11 protein-coding genes are annotated in these 15,351 nt (G+C 67.6%); 7 read left to right on the forward strand and 4 right to left on the reverse strand.

The annotated features are described in order from the left end of the window. Positions 1 to 31: 31 nt before the first annotated feature. Positions 32 to 934 (reverse strand): DUF4231 domain-containing protein, encoded by a 903-nt coding sequence (locus tag AB0L95_RS10730; protein WP_365160109.1) that lies wholly within the window; start codon positions 932 to 934, stop codon positions 32 to 34. Between the two features lie 678 nt (positions 935 to 1,612). Between AB0L95_RS10730 and AB0L95_RS10735 the strand changes: the two genes are divergently transcribed. Next, the gene (locus AB0L95_RS10735) at positions 1,613 to 2,671 is read left to right on the forward strand and encodes a zinc-dependent alcohol dehydrogenase family protein (RefSeq protein WP_365160112.1); all 1,059 of its coding nucleotides are present in this window, start codon (positions 1,613 to 1,615) and stop codon (positions 2,669 to 2,671) included. A gap of 119 nt (positions 2,672 to 2,790) precedes the next feature. Here the strand turns inward: AB0L95_RS10735 and AB0L95_RS10740 are convergent, their stop codons facing one another. Both AB0L95_RS10740 and AB0L95_RS10745 read right to left on the reverse strand, forming a co-directional pair. Further along, positions 2,791 to 3,261, reverse strand: coding sequence for a GNAT family N-acetyltransferase (locus tag AB0L95_RS10740; RefSeq protein WP_365160115.1), 471 nt, complete (start codon positions 3,259 to 3,261; stop codon positions 2,791 to 2,793). A gap of 539 nt (positions 3,262 to 3,800) precedes the next feature. After that, a complete protein-coding gene (locus AB0L95_RS10745; protein WP_365160118.1) occupies positions 3,801 to 4,307 on the reverse strand; it encodes a hypothetical protein in 507 nt (168 codons plus the stop codon). Positions 4,308 to 4,692: 385 nt separating this feature from the next. Here AB0L95_RS10745 and AB0L95_RS10750 point away from each other — a divergent pair, with 385 nt between their 5' ends. The 6 genes from AB0L95_RS10750 to AB0L95_RS10775 all read left to right on the forward strand — a co-directional run bounded on the left by AB0L95_RS10750 (position 4,693) and on the right by AB0L95_RS10775 (position 14,500). Then, positions 4,693 to 5,586, forward strand: coding sequence for a LysR family transcriptional regulator (locus AB0L95_RS10750; protein WP_365160121.1), 894 nt, complete (start codon positions 4,693 to 4,695; stop codon positions 5,584 to 5,586). Between the two features lie 963 nt (positions 5,587 to 6,549). Next, positions 6,550 to 8,529 (forward strand): FG-GAP-like repeat-containing protein, encoded by a 1,980-nt coding sequence (locus tag AB0L95_RS10755; protein ID WP_365160124.1) that lies wholly within the window; start codon positions 6,550 to 6,552, stop codon positions 8,527 to 8,529. Between the two features lie 305 nt (positions 8,530 to 8,834). Then, entirely contained in the window at positions 8,835 to 9,161 is a 327-nt protein-coding gene (locus AB0L95_RS10760; RefSeq protein WP_365160127.1) for a hypothetical protein, read from the forward strand. Further along, the gene (locus AB0L95_RS10765) at positions 9,118 to 10,458 is read left to right on the forward strand and encodes a trypsin-like serine protease (protein WP_365160130.1); all 1,341 of its coding nucleotides are present in this window, start codon (positions 9,118 to 9,120) and stop codon (positions 10,456 to 10,458) included. Before AB0L95_RS10760 ends, AB0L95_RS10765 begins: the two co-directional genes overlap by 44 nt. A gap of 189 nt (positions 10,459 to 10,647) precedes the next feature. Then, positions 10,648 to 14,097 carry an ALF repeat-containing protein gene (locus tag AB0L95_RS10770; protein WP_365160133.1) on the forward strand — a complete coding sequence of 1,150 codons (3,450 nt, stop codon included), beginning with the start codon at positions 10,648 to 10,650 and terminating at the stop codon, positions 14,095 to 14,097. A gap of 76 nt (positions 14,098 to 14,173) precedes the next feature. Continuing rightward, on the forward strand, positions 14,174 to 14,500 hold the full coding sequence (locus tag AB0L95_RS10775; RefSeq protein WP_365160136.1) for a ferrous iron transport protein A: 327 nt from the start codon (positions 14,174 to 14,176) through the stop codon (positions 14,498 to 14,500). A gap of 467 nt (positions 14,501 to 14,967) precedes the next feature. Here AB0L95_RS10775 and AB0L95_RS10780 read toward each other — a convergent pair whose 3' ends face one another. Continuing rightward, positions 14,968 to 15,252, reverse strand: a complete 285-nt coding sequence (locus tag AB0L95_RS10780; protein ID WP_365160138.1) for a hypothetical protein — start codon at positions 15,250 to 15,252, stop codon at positions 14,968 to 14,970. Positions 15,253 to 15,351: the final 99 nt, after the last annotated feature.

A 15,351-nucleotide genomic window follows, 5' to 3' on the forward strand; every position in this document is an offset into this window, starting at 1 on the left:
TGCTTGCCTGGCCGGCTGCTGGCCTCCGTACTCAGGCCGCTTCCCTCCGCGCCAGCCACATCGTGTGCTCGCGTGACAGCGCCTCTTCCGCCTCGCTGCACCGGCGGGCCCATGCGGCCTCGTCGTCCAAGGGGCGTTCCAGCCCCGAGATGACCAGCAGCAGTTCGCGCGCGGTCAGGGAGTACGCCGCGGCAAGCGGCCGGTACTGCTTGAGCTGGATCACCGCGGTGGCGGTCGCCGCGACGGCCGAGGCGCTGCCCAGACCGTCGTAATGGAGAACGCCGAAGGCCTTCAGACAGCCGCCCACGAGCCCCAGGACCGTCGCCAGGATCCCCAACACGGCCCAGCGCCGCGCCATGCGCTTACAGGTGGCGGCCTTGGTCGCGTACCAGGAGTGCTGCTGCCTCAACCGACCTTGGAGATACACCTGTTGACGCACGGCGAGCGGTTCGGCTCGCAGTCGTCGCATCGCCGGGGTGATCTCCGGCTCCTCTCCCGCGCCCGCACTCCAACCGACGTCCTGCATCCCGTGCAGGATGTCCGCCATGTCCCGCAGAAGCCGCTCGTCGGCCGCTGCGTCCGAGGCCGCGAAGGGCTCCGCCCGGACCGCGTACTTCCAGGAGAGCGTGCGCAGCGTCTCCGCGGCGGCCCGCCCCCGGTACCAGGAGCGCTGGGGGTTGTTGATGCTCAGCAGCATCGCCGGGCCCAACGACACCAGCAGAGCGACGGCGGCGCACAGGGCGCCGAGATCGATCCCGTTGTGGAGTTCGACATCGACGGCCCCCAGAAAGGCCCCGGCCACCAGCAGGCCGAGCTGAACCCCCGACCAGCGAACGGTCTCCGCCTGCCCCGTCAGGGACGCACGGTCCGCGGAACGGAACATCGGCGGCAACGTGGCGTCGGTCAGGATCAGTTCGTCGATTCCCCCGGTCATGCCCCGATCATGGCGAGAGGCTCCCGGCAGCGCAATCCCTCGACCACCTGTCGGGCAGCGCGAAGTCGTACCTCGACGCGGTGTCCGGGGTGGAGGTCGGTGACGGCCGGGTCACCGCGAGCGTCCACGTCACGGAACGGTACGAGGCGGAACTGTTCCTGGACGGGCCCGGCAGGAGAGCCTCCCGCGGCAGCGGAAGGCGGCCCGGGAGCGCACGCGGAGACCTTGTCGTGGTCCGGTCCCGTATCCGCTACCCGCTCGACATCGGCCCCTTCGCGCGGACCGAGCCCTGGCGACCTCCGCAACCTCGCGATCACCTTGGCGAACCTCGCGGCCGCCAAGGATCACTACCGGTCACGCCCGGACCAGGCGCTCGATCTCATCAAAGCCCGGCACCTGAGAACGCTCGAGCCTCGTTCGGTCAGCAGAGCACACTACGACTGAGGCAAGCGTGTTACGGTTATTTCATCTGATGCGTTGGAGCTTCTCGAAGCAGGAGCTAAAGGCCAAGAGGGGACCCGACACCGACAACGTTCTGCGCGCGGGTCGCTCCATCGAGAAAGAATGGTCCGGAGCCTGGTCGCCGATGAGGGTGCTGGCATCGGCATCGTTCCTGTCCAGAACGCCCGCCGAGTTCGTCGGGCGTCGAGAGGTGAAAGATCAGTCATGCCCCGATCCATGCACGCGCTCGTAGCCGAAAAGGTTGGCGAGCCGACCGATGTCCTGCGGCTGGAATCTCGGCCTGTTCCCACACCGGAAGCCGGTCAGGCGTTGATCCGCGTGAAGGCCACTCCGATTCATGCCAGTGATCTGCATGTGCTGCGTGGCCGTTACGGATTCTCCCCCGACTTCCCCACTGTCGGGGGTCACATGGAATGTGTGGGCCGTATTGAGGCCCTGGGGCCGGATACCGAGGGGCTGGAGATCGGCGAGCGCGTGGTGGCCGTTGCTGTCCCGGCGGTACCCGGGCCGCGTGTGGCCGGCACTTGGCAGGAATATCTTGTCGCCGATACACGAAGGCTCCTGCCGGTCCCTGATCGTCTGAGCGACTCCAGCGCATGTCAACTCGCCGTCAACCCGTTGACCGCGCTGCTCCTGGTGACTCGCGAACTCGACGTACAGCCGGGTGAATGGTTGTTGCAGACGGCCGCGGGCTCCACCGTCGGCCGGCTCGTCATTCAGCTGGCCAGGCATCTGGGTATTCCGACGATCAATGTCGTGCGGCGGCGCGATGCCGTTGAGGAGATCAAAGTGCTGGGCGGTGACGAGGTCATTTGCACTGAGGACGAGGACCTGGTGCAGCGTGTGGCCGAGATAGCAGGACCGGCGGGCGTGCGCAAAGCCATCGACTGCGTCGCGGGCCACGTGGGTGCCCAGGTATCCCAGGCATTGGCTCCGGGAGGACAGGTCGTGGTCTACGGCGCGCTCTCCACCCATCGGCAGACTGACCCGGCAGCGCTGACGATCCCACTGCAGGCACGCTCGGTCATCTACGAGACCAAAGCAGTCCGTGGCTTCTGGCTGAACCGCTGGTTCGGCACCGCCTCACCTGCGGATACGCTGCGCGCGCTGTCCGAGGTTTGCAGTCTCGTCGCTGATGAAGTGCTGAGCATCCCCCAAGGCGAGCCGTTCCCGCTTGAACGCTTTGCCGAAGCCATCTCGCTCGCCGAACAGCCCGCACATGGCGCCAAACCACTCTTCGTCTTCGAAGACGGCCGGGACGAAGACGACAGGTAGGACGCGGCCCGGCCGGTGTCGGCGGACGTGCAGCTGCTGGGCATCGACTTCCAGGTGCCCACCAGCTTCTTCGCCGTGTGACCACCGGAGGTGAATGCGGTCGGGGTCTCCGTATGAGCTCACCGAGCAGGAAAGGTGAGCCGCAGAACGATCTCGCCGTCGTCGATCTCCCCGGTGGGCTCGAAGCCGAACTTCTGGTAGAAGGGCCATGGTTCGCCCTCGCCGGGCTCGTAGCTGGTCAGCAGCTCGGTGGCGCCGTCCGCGCGAACCAGGGCGGCGATCTGTGTGAGCGCCTCCCGGCCGATCCCTTGCCCTTGGTGCCGCTTGTCGACGAGGAGGCGCCAGAGGAAGTGCCGCCCTCTGTAAGGACCAGCCGGCGGTTTCCACGACAGCATCACGAAGCCGACCGGCTCGTCGCCGCGGTACACGGCGCGGTACCAGGGATTGGCCTCCGGTTTCTTTGCCGCCTCCTTGAGCGACTTGGACACCGAGGCGACGAACTGCTTCTGGTCACCGCGGACGCGGAGGGCGCAGACGGCATCCCGGTCGTCGTCGGTGATCTCCCGTAGGTGCACACCCGGGGACTTCATGCCACACCCTTCCACATCCGGTAATTGCGCCATCCGGGGCCCACGTGAAGAGCAGCCACCGGGCGGCATCTCCGTGCGTACGCGCTGCCGAAGACGCCAGGTTGGACATCTTCGCAGCGTATTCGCCCCAGCCGAACTGGAACGGGACTGGCACGCCGGGGTGTGGCCACGTCCGGAGCAGCTCCAAGGGGAGAGCAATTCGGCCTGACGCGGCGATGGCTGAGAGCCCAAAGTGCCAGGAGCCAGGGACGTCGGTTGCGTGATCAACCGATCTGCGGCGGGTCGCAGGCTCATTCGTCAGCTGGGCGGGCTGACCTGGGCAGACGCCTCAAGATCCTGTCCACGAATAGCCCACAGGCCGCGTCATCGGGCCGCCTCGGGCGGTATACGCCTGCACAAACGCGAAGACCCCGACCGCAACGTTTCCGCTGGTGACGGGGTCTTTGGGCACCTCGTACCGAGTGGTCGGCTTCGCCGACGGGCTGCAGCACCCCGGGTGTTACAGCCCGTCCTTGAGCGGACAGCCCGGCCGTCGCAAGTCAGTGGGACTGCGACGGGGGCCACTGACCGCGGGACAGGTCGTGGTCGAGCAGCCCGTCGCTGACATCGCCCTTGTAGAAGAGGTCCGAGCCGAACTTGTCACCGAAGTGCTCCGCCAGCAGGGACGAGAACAGCAGGGCGGCTGACTGTGGCCGGTGGTTCATGACCAGCTGACTGGTCTCGCCCGCCTCGTTGAAGTACACGACGACGAAGTTGTAAATCTCGATTCCACCCGGACGGTAGGTCTCGCTGCCACGGATGGTGGAGCGGTAGTCTTCCAGGAAGAGCTCGCCGCGCTTGCCGAAGAAGCGGAAGTCCTGGAAAGCGTAGTTGCTTCGAGCGAAGCTCAGCAGTTCCCCTAATTTTTCCTTGCCGATCACTTCACCGTTGGCGAAATTTCCCTGGAGGATGACGTCGTCGGCGAGATTGTCGAGCCACTCTGGGTAGTAGTCCAGGTGCGGCGCCTGGTTGTTCAGCTTTCCGGTGGGCTCGTTCGGTGTGGTCATTGACGCTCGTCTCCTCGTTCCTGGATTTTATTCGGCGTGTTTCCGGACTCGGGACGTCCAGAGGTTTTGGAATCCACCAGCACGGCGCACCTTTGGCCAATCGCAGCTCCCCTCGTCCGAACAAGAAATTCTCGTTCGAATCAGGGAGATGAAGATGTAGTCCGAGGGGGGATATCGAGCGCCTCGGCGACCAGCCTGTTGATCGTGGCGGTCACCTTGCGCTTGTCCTCCAGTTTCGATGTGCCCGCGGGCAAGCATTCCTGCTTCGAGCAGTTCCTCCGATGAAAAGAATCGTTGACCGTAACGGCCGCTGTCCAACGAAAGTCAGAGACTGCACTTATCTCACTGAGAGATAAGTGGGGGCTCTCTGAGGGATACTGGGAGGGTGGAACTGAGCCAGCTCGAGCACTTCGTCGCCGTCGCCGAGGAGGCGAACTTCACCCGTGCCGCCGCACGGCTGCACGTCGTCCAGTCCGCGGTCTCCACCACGATCAAGAACCTCGAGCGAGAACTCGGCACGCCGCTGCTGGAACGCACCACCAAACGCGTGCTGCTCACCGATGCCGGTGCCGCCCTGCTCCCGCGCGCCCATGCCGCTCTCAACGCGGCCCGGGAAGCCGCAGACGCGGTGGCCGAGGTCCGCGGAGGACTGCGCGGCACCCTGCGGCTGGGCACGATGACCACGGTGGGGCTCATCGACTTTCCTGCGCTCCTCAATGAATTCCACCGGCGTCATCCCGGTGTGCTCCTGCAGACCAGCGCCGCCGCCTCCGGCTCCCAGGGACTGATCGACGCCCTCCTCGAACGGCGGCTCGACCTCGCCTTCGTCTCTCTGCCCGGACCGCACCCGACGGGCATCACGCTGACCGACCTCGTCACTTCGGTGCTCGACCTCGTCGTGCCGGCCGACCATCCGCTCGCGAAACGTCGCACCGTGCCGATCACCGAACTAGCCGGCCTGGACTTCGTGGACTTCCCCGTGAGCTATGGCATCCGGACCGTTGCCGATCAGGCCTTCGCTGCCGCCTCGGTGACCCGTCGCGTCGCCCTCGAGATCACCGACGTCCCCACCGGCGTGGCCTATGTCCGCAACGGCCTGGGCGTGGCGCTATTGCCACGGCCTGCCCTCGCCAAGGCGGAGGACGTCGCCACGCCGACCATCGACGACGCCGACCTGGACTGGCCGTTTTCCCTGGCCGTTCCGTCCGAGCGCACGCCCAGTCGTGCGGCACGTGCCCTGATCGCGATAACGCCCCAGTTCCTCATCTGGCGAGGATGAGCATCGCCTCGGAGTGTTCAGACCGGGTGAGTGAGAGGCAATGAGAAAGAGCGGGAGTCAGTGAGACTGATTCCCGCTCTCTCGTGTTGGCATCCGCGCGGGTCAGACCCTGGTTCTTGCTGGCTGACTGGCGAGTGCCCCCGGCGGGGGACTCGGGACATGGCAACAGGGAGGAAAGCCGCCGATGGAAGGCGCACAGCTCGTGATCCAGACGGTTGTCCGGTTGAAGCGGTGGACCGTCGGCTTGCGGTCGCAGGCTCGAGTTCCGTGGGACAGGCGGGAACCGTTGTGAGATCCGGGTGTGCGGGTGATGGGGTGGTGAGGATCTGGTATGGCCCAGTCCGCGACGGACAGTCCCCGCGCGCTGGTCGATCCGTTGTTCGCGCAGCTCACGAAGCGGTTGACCGTTCGCTCGAGAACCTGTCATGGAGATCAGTCGACACTGCGTTCGGCGGTCTGCGACCTCTATCATTGGCGTACGTGTTCGAACTGCCCCTGACCAGGGCCTTGTTGAACACAGGCCGGGAGCAGCCACTCCCGGATTCGTGAGTCGCCCATGGCGGCGGATGAGCGGCGGACGCCGCTGGGGGGAACGACTTGTCAATCAATGACAGTCCGCGGATAAACCAGTCCGCGAAGGCATCACCACGGTTTGACAGCAGTGCCGCCGCTGCCTGTTCGCCGAGTATCACGGGTACTCCGGCCTGGGCGGCAGCGGAAGCGACTGTTCTCCACCCGTGACGGCGGTGCGGATCGCCATCCCCCTCGGGTAACCGCGAGCCGCGGCAGCGGCGACCGCTGACCCCGACGCGCCACTGGTACGGCCGCCGCCTCGGGCACCGCCCAACACCGTGGCTTCCTCCTGCTCTTCCGCCTTCCCACCCGTCCGCCGGACCCGGCCCGGCGATCGCGAGCCGTTGCAGGTACCCCCCGCTTCCACGCCCCACCTAGTGGAGTCTTGCTGTGCCCCGAATACGCACGCTGAGCGCGGTCACCGCCATGTTGTGGGGCCTGCTGCTGGCCGGCGACCCCGGCGTGGCCGCCGCGTCTTCTTCCTTTACGGCTCAGGCGACACGCGTTTCCGTGCCTGCCCCGACAGCAGTCCGGAATGCATCGCGCAACCATCAGAGCACTGGCGGCGCGGCGGACAAGGGTCAACAGCGCTTCTCAGGTCGTCGGCCGGTGCCATCGGCGTCGTCCGGGGCGACTCGGGCCGCTGATCCGGACGGCGATCCGAAATGGACGGCCGCGGATGCCATCCGGTTCTGGACGCATGACCGTATGGCGGCGGCCACCGACCCTTCCGGCCGCCGTGTCGAACCGGCGGGACGCGCGTCGGCTCAAGGCGGTTCGGCCACCAAGCCGGGTGCCAAGCCGGGCTCCAAGCCGGCCGCCGACACCGGCAAGCACTTCGCCGGGATCAAATCAGTCGGGGTTCTCTACACCGGAAGCGGGCCTGAGGCGCACTCCTGCACCGCCAGTGTGGTCGACAGCCCTGGGCACGACCTGATCCTCACCGCCGGGCACTGCAAGAGCGCCCATGGCATGTTCGTCCCCCGGTACGACAGCGGTAAGTCCGCCGACGATCAGACGTTCGGAGTCTTTCCCGTTCAGGAGTGGTTCCGCGACTCCCACTGGGCGGCTGACAAGAGCGTCAACTCCGACCTGGACTTCGCCTTTGCACGGGTCGGCCCCTACCAGGGCAAGAAGGTCCAGGACGTGGTAGGGGCGAACACGGTGACCGGCACCCCGGGATTCACCAGCAACGTCACCGTCATCGGGTATCCGATGAGCAAATACGACAGGGCGGACCAGGCGGTGAGCTGCCCGACCGGAACCGGCGCGCTGGCGGGGTTCAACCAGATGCGCATCGACTGCGCCGGAATGTGGGGAGGCGTCTCCGGTGGCCCGTGGTTTTCCAGGGTCGACTTGAGCGGCTCGGGTACCGGGGAGATCGTGGGCAACGTCGGCGGCTGGAACGGTGGTGGTCCTGATGTGCCGACAAGTGATCCGTTGTACAACCGGATCACGTACAGCCCCGTGTACGGTGACCGCTTCTTCCAGCTGTACAGCGACGCCCAACGCGGTGACCACACCGATCACGGCCCCTACCAACAGCCCGCGCTTCCCTACTCCATGGGCGCCTGGGACACCTGGCGCAACGCGCGGCTCCTGGCTTCCGGAGATTTCCGGGGTACCGGACACAGCGACATGATCGCGGTGCGGAGTGATGGCCGGGCCACCTTGTACCTCGGTGACGGCAACGGAACATTCGTCTCCCAGCAACAGCTCCTTCCTCCCAACCGGACATGGACCCATGCGGCGACCATCACCGCGGGAGACTTCACGGGCTCGAACCAGTCCGACCTGATGGTGCGCTGGTCCGACGGCGAAGTCACCCTCTACGGCGATGTCGGAAAGAACGGGCTGAACACTGCCGGCACCCGGATGATCGGTGCCAATAAGACATGGACCCACGCCACGCAGATCACGGCTGGTCGCTTCACCGCGGACAGAGCTGTCAGCGATCTCATCGTGCGTTGGTCCGACGGTGAACTGACCCTTTACACCAACGTGGGTGCCGGTACTTTCGGCAAGGAAAACACATTGAAGGAGCCCAACTCCAGCTGGAAGGACGCCGTCGATCTCACCAGCGTGGATTTCTCGGGCAGCGGGAGGCGGAGTCTCATGGTCCGCTGGTCCAACGGCGCGATCGACACTTACCCGAGCATCACCACCTCCGGCCCGGGAGGCGCAACCCGCCTTCAGAGCCCCAACACTGCGTGGACCGGCGACCTGGCCATGACCGCCGGGAACTTCACCCCCGACGGCCTGACCGACGACCTCGTCGTTCACCGGCCCGACGGCGGAATCACCCTGTACTCGGACACCAACTCCACCGAACTCGGAGCGGAACACGTTCTTGTTGCACCGGCCCTCTGACCAGACGCCCACCGGCGACGAACGGCCTGGCTTTCCCTCCGCGTCGGCAATTCATCACCTTCAAGGGAATTAGTAGAACGCGCAACCATGGATTTGTGGGGGCGTTTGGCGTTCACGCCTGCCGCGAACGCCCTGATCGGGTTCTGTGACTTACCTGTGGGTATGGTCATGTTGCTTTTCTTTCTGATGCCGCTTTAGGCTCACGGTCGACCATTTTTTTTGCTTTATGTCTGTGCGTGGGGGGCTGCAGATGTGCTGTCACCCATGCCTGGAAAGGATTTCGGGTGACTCCTCGTATGCGCAGGATGCTCGCCATCGCGGGGGCTGCTGCATTCGTGGCGCTTGTCGGCGCGCCGGTGCTGGCCTCTGCCGACCCGCAGCCGCCAGGAGGTTCCGCGGGGGCCACACCGCCGTCCGCGGTGGAGGACTTCGCCTACCCCAACGCGGACCGGATACAGCGGGACCAGGGCATCAAGCTGATCAAGGGCGACGGACACATCACCCTCTCCACGTGTGATGACTCCGCCCAGCAGATCAAGGTCCTCACCGTGCAGGGCCAGAGCGGCAACCCGCCATTTGTGGGGGCGTTTGGCGTTCACGCCTGCCGCGAACGCCCTGATCGGGTTCTGTGACACGGCCACCGTCGGCGGCAGCGCCCAGCAGGTGGTGAATCTCGTTCCCCGCACCGACCGTGACGTGATCATGGCCCAACTGGCCAAGCCCGTCAGCGGCGTCACCCCCATCCCGGTGGCCGGCGCGGCGCCCGGTGCCGGGGACGAGGTCCAGGCCGCCGGATACGGGCGCACACACGACGAGTGGGTGCCCGACCAGGTGCACGCGGCCGCGTTCACTGTCCAGAGTGTGGCCGCCACCACCGTGGACCTGGCGGCCAAGTCCGACGGGGCCGCGATCTGCAAGGGCGACACCGGCGGGCCCGCGCTGAGCACCGCAGGCGGCCACACCCAGATCATCGGCGTCAACAGCCTGTCCTGGCAGGGCGGCTGCCTGGGCACCGATGCGGCCGAGACCCGCACGGGGGCTGTGGACGCCCGGGTCGACGACCTCGCCGGCTGGGTGCAGCAGATCGCCTACAGCACCACCTTCGCGAGCGCCCCGTGGAAGGACGCCCAGCAGATCACCGCGGGCTACTACACCGGCGGCTCGGCAGGCGGCAGGCGGCACATGGACCTGATCGTCCGCTGGGGGGACGGCGAGGTCACCCTCTACCAGGGCGGCGACGGCAACGACCCCGCCCACCCCTTCGCCACCGAATACCGGCTGGCAGCTCCGAAGGGCATCTGGGCCAAGGCCCTCTCGCTCACCAGTGTCGACACCGGTGGCGGCACGGACGGGCTCGTCGTGCGATGGATCGACGGCGAGATGACCCAGTACACCACCGTCGATGCCAACGGCTTCCACGGTGAGAAGCAGCTCGCCCCGCCGAACAGTGCCCTCTGGAAGGACGACGCGCGGCTGCTGACCGGCGGCCGCTTCACCCCCGCAGGTCACCGTGACGACCTGCTGGTCGCCTGGAAGGACGGCCATGTCTCCCTCTTCAGCGACCTGGCGGCCAACGGGCTGAACAAGCAGACACAGATCGTCACGAAGAACAGCACGTGGCCCTTCGCCGAACAGATCAGCACGGGCTCGTTCACCGGCAGTCCCACTGATGACCTGCTGGTGCGCTGGATCGACGGCGAGACCACGACCTACCCGGGCCTGACCGGCAAGGGCCTGCCCGCCGAGATCAAGATCCGACCGGCCAAGTCGAACTGGGCCGACGCCACCGTGGTCGCCGCGGGCGCCTTCACCACGAACACCGCCGCCGCCGACATCCTCGTCCGCTGGAAGGACGGCCACGTCAGCCTCTTCCCGGGCGTGGACGCCAAGGGTCTGCACGACGAGGTACAGCTCGCACCGGCCGGCTGACCCACCAGCACATGGCCCTTCGAGGGGCGGCCCGCATGGAACCGATGGACCGCCCCTCGGACTGCCCCCGCGCAGGGGCCCATGACCAAAGTCCCCGCCGACGTGCGGGCAAGCCAGTGCACACATCCCCTAAAAAATCACACGAGACGAATCGAGTCCGCAGTGACACGTTCACGACGCCAACGGCGCGTGGCGGCAGGAGCACAGCACGCGATCCGCGTGTTGAGCCTGGGCCTGCTGCCCGGCGCGCTCGTTCTGGGCCTGCTGGGGCCCGCACCCTCCCCGGCCAGAGCCGACGGGACCGCACCCACGGAGAGCGGAATCGGCGGTGCGCTTCCGGACACCGACCGCGGCAAGGTGGTGCGGTTGTGGGAGACCGGCGGCCCCGGTGTACGAGCCGCGGCTGAGGCCGCTCTCGCAGGTAGCGACAGCGACGTCGGGAACTTCCTGGCTCAGGCTTCCGACATCGCGGTCCAGGACGAGCGGGTGGCCGTCGCCCAGTTCGCCAGCGTCGGCGGCCTCAGCCTTCAGGAGGCCGCGCGCAAGGCGCTCGACGGAACGCCGGACGACCTCAAGACGTTCCTGAAGGACGGCTGGAAGGCACCGCTGCAGCAGGACCAGCGCGTCCGCGTCGCGCAGATCATCGACACGGGCGGTCCCGAGGTACAGAAGGCCGGTCGAGCCGCGCTCAACGGCACACCCGACGACATCAAGAACTTCCTCGACAACGACCAGTACACCGACCAGGAACAGGACGAGCGCGTCCAGGTCGCCCAGATCATCTCGGCGGGCGGGCCCAACGTCCAGGCAGCCGGCCGTATCGCGATCAACGGCACGGCCGCCGACATCCACGAGTTCCTCCAGGGCGGGCAGTTCGTGGCCCGCTCGCACGACCAGGAACACGCCACCGTCGCCCAGCTCGCCGATCAGGCGACGAAGGCGGGCAAGCTGGCCGGGCAGCAGACCCAGGCCGCCAAGGACGCCTCCGCCCGTGCGGTGACCGCGGCGAAACTGGCCAAGGAAGCGGCCCAGAAGGCCGCTTCCGAAACCCAGGCCGCCCAGAAGGACACCCAGCACGCGGCCGCAGCCGCCGCCCGCGCGGCGAGCGCCGCCCAGCAGGCCGCCACCGCCGCGCAGACGGCGATCGACGCGGCCCAGGCCGCCACCGATGCTGCCCATGTCGCCGCCAACGCCGCCTCGGCTGCCGCCGCGGCCGCGAGCGGTGCCGCCGAGGCAGCCTCCCGAGCCCGCGACGCCGCTGCCAACGCGGCCGTCGACGCCGGCCAGGCAGGCGCCGCACGCCAGGCGGCTCAGCAGGCACGGGACGCAGCCGCGGGCGCTCACGCCGCCGCCCAGGCCGCCGACTCGGCACGTACCGCCGCCTCATCGGCCGCAGACGCGGCCCAGGCCGCGAGTGGTGCCGGCAGCAATGCCAACGACGCCGCGGACGCGGCCGACCAGGCGAACGCCTACGCCGACCAGGCCGGAGCCCACTCCGCCGAAGCGCAGAACGCCGCGGCCAGCGCGCACCGGCACGCCCAGGAGGCGAGTCGTGCCGCCGCTGCCGCTGAGTCGCTGGCGCAGGAAGCCGCGTCCGCAGCCGGCGAGGCCCGCGACGCCGCGAACGACGCGGCCACGCACGCCGAGAACGCGGCGAAGGCGGCCGACGACGCGGCAGCCCACGCCGGACAGGCGGCGACCGCCGCCAAACAGGCCGCCACGCACGCCGCAGAGGCCAAGAAGGACGCCAACGCCGCCAGTGCGGCGGTGGCCAAGGCCCAGAAGGTCCACGACCTGGCAGTACGCATCGACACCGAGCGACTGACGGCCCGTACCAACGAGGCCATCGACCGGGCCAAAGACCTGAAGGCCGCGGAGGATCAGCGCACCGCGGCACAGCAAGCGGCGGCGCAGCAGGCGAAGGATCTGCAGGCCGAGGCGGCCAAGCTCGCCGACCAGGCCGCCCAGCCAGGCGCGGATGCCGCGCAGATCGCTCCTGAAGCCCGCAAGGTGGCGCTGGCGACGGCCAAGACCGGCCGCCCGTGGAGCCAGTCCGCGGCTCTCGTGGCCCTGGCGGGCTCCGATCAGGATGTGACCGCGTACATCCGCACCGGCCGCGCGGAAGCGAGCGGTCAGGACGACCGCCAGGACGTCGAACGGCTGGCGGAAGGCGCCGGCTCCGCCGATGTGCGCACCGCCGCCTCCACAGCCCTGCAGGGCGACTCCACCGCGGTGACCGCCTTCCTCACCACCGGCCAGTACGAGGCCATGAAGCAGGACATGCGCCTGTACATCGCCCGGACCATCGCCACCGCCGGCCCCATCGAGCAGCAGGCAGGCCGCACCGCGCTGGACTCCGACACACCGGACGCACTGCGCCAGTTCATCGCCTCGGGCGACTCGGAGGCACGGACCCAGGACGAACGCGTCCGCGCCGCCCAACTCGCCGACAGTGGCGGCCCGCAGGTGAAGGCCGCGGCGCGCATCGCCCTGGAGGGCCCCACCGAGCTGCTCCACGCCTTCATCACCGTCGGCCAGTACAAGGCCCAGCGGCAGGACCGGCTAGCCGCCACCCACGAGGCCCAGATCCAGCAACTCATCGCCCAGGCCGCAAGTGTCGCCGCCACCGCCCAGAAGAATGCGGCCGAAGCGGGCAACGCAGCGGCCACCGCCGCCAAGGCGGCATCCGAAGCCGCCGGTTACGCCAACCAGGCCAAGCAGTCGGCGGCGGACGCCAAGAAGTACGCGGCTCAGGCCGACGGCTACGCCACTCAGGCCGAACAGTCGGCCAAGGACGCCGCCGCCTCGGCGAAGACCGCCCGCAACGCCCAGCAGGACGCCGAAAACGCGGCAGCCGCAGCCGTCAGCTCCGCCGCCCAGGCCCAGTACTCAGCCACTGCAGCACCCGGCTCCGCCGACTCGGCCTGGACCGCAGCCCAGCAGGCACGCGCCTCGGCCACCGCGGCAGGCAAGGACGCCACCGCCGCCGGCCAAGCGGCAACGGAGGCCTACCGCACCGCAGTCGCCAAGCAGCAGGAGCAGGAGGCCAAATGGCGCCAGATCGTGGCGGACTGGCGCAAGAAGAAGGACGAGCAGGACGACGGAGGCTGGGTTCCCGGCTGGCTCAAGGACACCGTCATTACAATCGGCGACTATGGGCAGGCAATTCTCAGTAATTCCGACGTTTGGGCGGGTCTGCTCGAGACAGGTGCCGGCGTCTGGGGAATCGGCGCCGGAGCTTCCGTTGACGTCGGGGGTGGAGGCCTGTGCCTGACCGGAATCGGCTGCCTGGCGGGCGCACCGGCGATCGTCGCGGGTACGGGGCTGGCCGCTGCCGGGATCTATGGGGTCACCGACGGCCTCGGGCGGTTCAGTAATGGACTCGGCCAGGCGCTCCGAGACGCGCAGTCGACAGGGCGCACACAGAGTGGCGGCACCAACGAGCAACGCGTAATGGACCTGGTCAGGGAGAATGCCTCGTACGGCAATCAACTGCCCATTGCCATGAAGGACCCGCGGTGGCCCGCTTCCGAAGGATGGGTGAAAATGGAACAGACTGTGGACGGCGTCGAAATTCACTACGTCTACAACACTCAAACGCGGGAAGCCGCAGACTTCAAGTTCAAGGACCGAAGCTGATGAGACTCTGTCAGGATCCAAAGGGTTTCGCACGGATGGTCCGCGGTGTCCGAGAGGCATCAGGGAGGACGTCGTCATGAGTCATGATGCATCGTCCCGGTCCCCACGCATGAAAAGCGACGGTGGCGGCACCGATGTGCCGTGGCCGGAAGATGCGATGGCACCCGGTACGCGGGTCACCGTCGTCCAAGATCCGGCCTGGCCCGGTCCGTGGCTGGAAGTGTTTCAGGGGACGATCGACGATTTCGAGCCCCCGGCACCGGTTCGAGACAACGCGGCGCACAGCGGAGAGCTGGCCTACTGGGTCGTGTTCGACAGCCCTCAGTACGACAGTGACGGCTGTGGCCCGTACTACAAGGCCCAGATCTGGGACCGCTACTTGGCACCGGTCCTGAATCGATAGGAGGCACTGGTGTGGCCCGGATACGCCGGGCCACACGTCCGCTGGTTGACCCGCCACAGTCGGCTTCGGTGTATCCGGTGATAGGGCGGTGGGCGCTTTCTGGCCCACCGGAATGTTGCCTGGCCGACGGGCGCAGCCGCAAACACGGCGCTGATCGTTGCCGGTGTCCGGCCAGGACCCGCTCACCGACGCCGCCACGGGGCCGTCGGCAACGCCCAGAACCACGGCGTCAACCATGCCCTGGAGCAGCACGGCAGCCTCGGCGGAAAGAACCTGAGCGACCCGTGGGAAGCTCACGGACGGCGCCTTCAAGAACACCGTGGGCACCACCCTCACCACGGGTGTCTACGCCGCCGGCTCCGGTATCGAGTCAGACCTCCAGGACCTGATGAAGGATGAGAAGGACGAGTGAGAGTACCGAGCGCCGCCGACCTCGCCGCGGTGTGGGCCCCGAACCCGGACCACCCCTACACCTGGGCCGAGCTCTTCGGGCTGCCGGCCGTGCCCGAAGCTTGGCGCAGATCCGGGCCGATCCACGCATTTCCCACGACCTCGCCTGATTCATTCTCCGCCACCACGAGATGGTGACCAGCCGTGTCGGGGCCGTTCGGGAGGAACTGAGCCGTGCCCTGACGAACCCGTTCTCGCGCAAGTTCCTCGGGCATGAACTTGCTGAGTTCTTGTGCCGACTCAGCCTCGCGATGCTCAGTCGCCACCTCGTACTCCGAGGGCGTCGTCTTCCGTATGGTCACCTTCTACTTGTCCATGCCTTACATCTTCGACCGATCGCCGATCAGGGCTGATGCGTTCTCAGGTGGCGAGATGAAGGGTCACCGGGTTCGGTGGGACGG

The organism is Streptomyces sp. NPDC052036, from assembly GCF_040680495.1.
In the GTDB taxonomy this organism is placed as follows: domain Bacteria; phylum Actinomycetota; class Actinomycetes; order Streptomycetales; family Streptomycetaceae; genus Streptomyces.

Excerpts from the sequence above, each read along its gene's own strand:
- AB0L95_RS10730 (WP_365160109.1), bottom strand. The coding sequence starts at position 934 with ATGACCGGGGGAATCGACGAACTGATCCTGACCGACGCCACGTTGCCG.
- AB0L95_RS10735 (WP_365160112.1), top strand. The coding sequence starts at position 1,613 with ATGCACGCGCTCGTAGCCGAAAAGGTTGGCGAGCCGACCGATGTCCTG.
- AB0L95_RS10740 (WP_365160115.1), bottom strand. The coding sequence starts at position 3,261 with ATGAAGTCCCCGGGTGTGCACCTACGGGAGATCACCGACGACGACCGG.
- AB0L95_RS10745 (WP_365160118.1), bottom strand. The coding sequence starts at position 4,307 with ATGACCACACCGAACGAGCCCACCGGAAAGCTGAACAACCAGGCGCCG.
- AB0L95_RS10760 (WP_365160127.1), top strand. The coding sequence starts at position 8,835 with ATGCTCGCCATCGCGGGGGCTGCTGCATTCGTGGCGCTTGTCGGCGCG.
- AB0L95_RS10775 (WP_365160136.1), top strand. The coding sequence starts at position 14,174 with ATGAGTCATGATGCATCGTCCCGGTCCCCACGCATGAAAAGCGACGGT.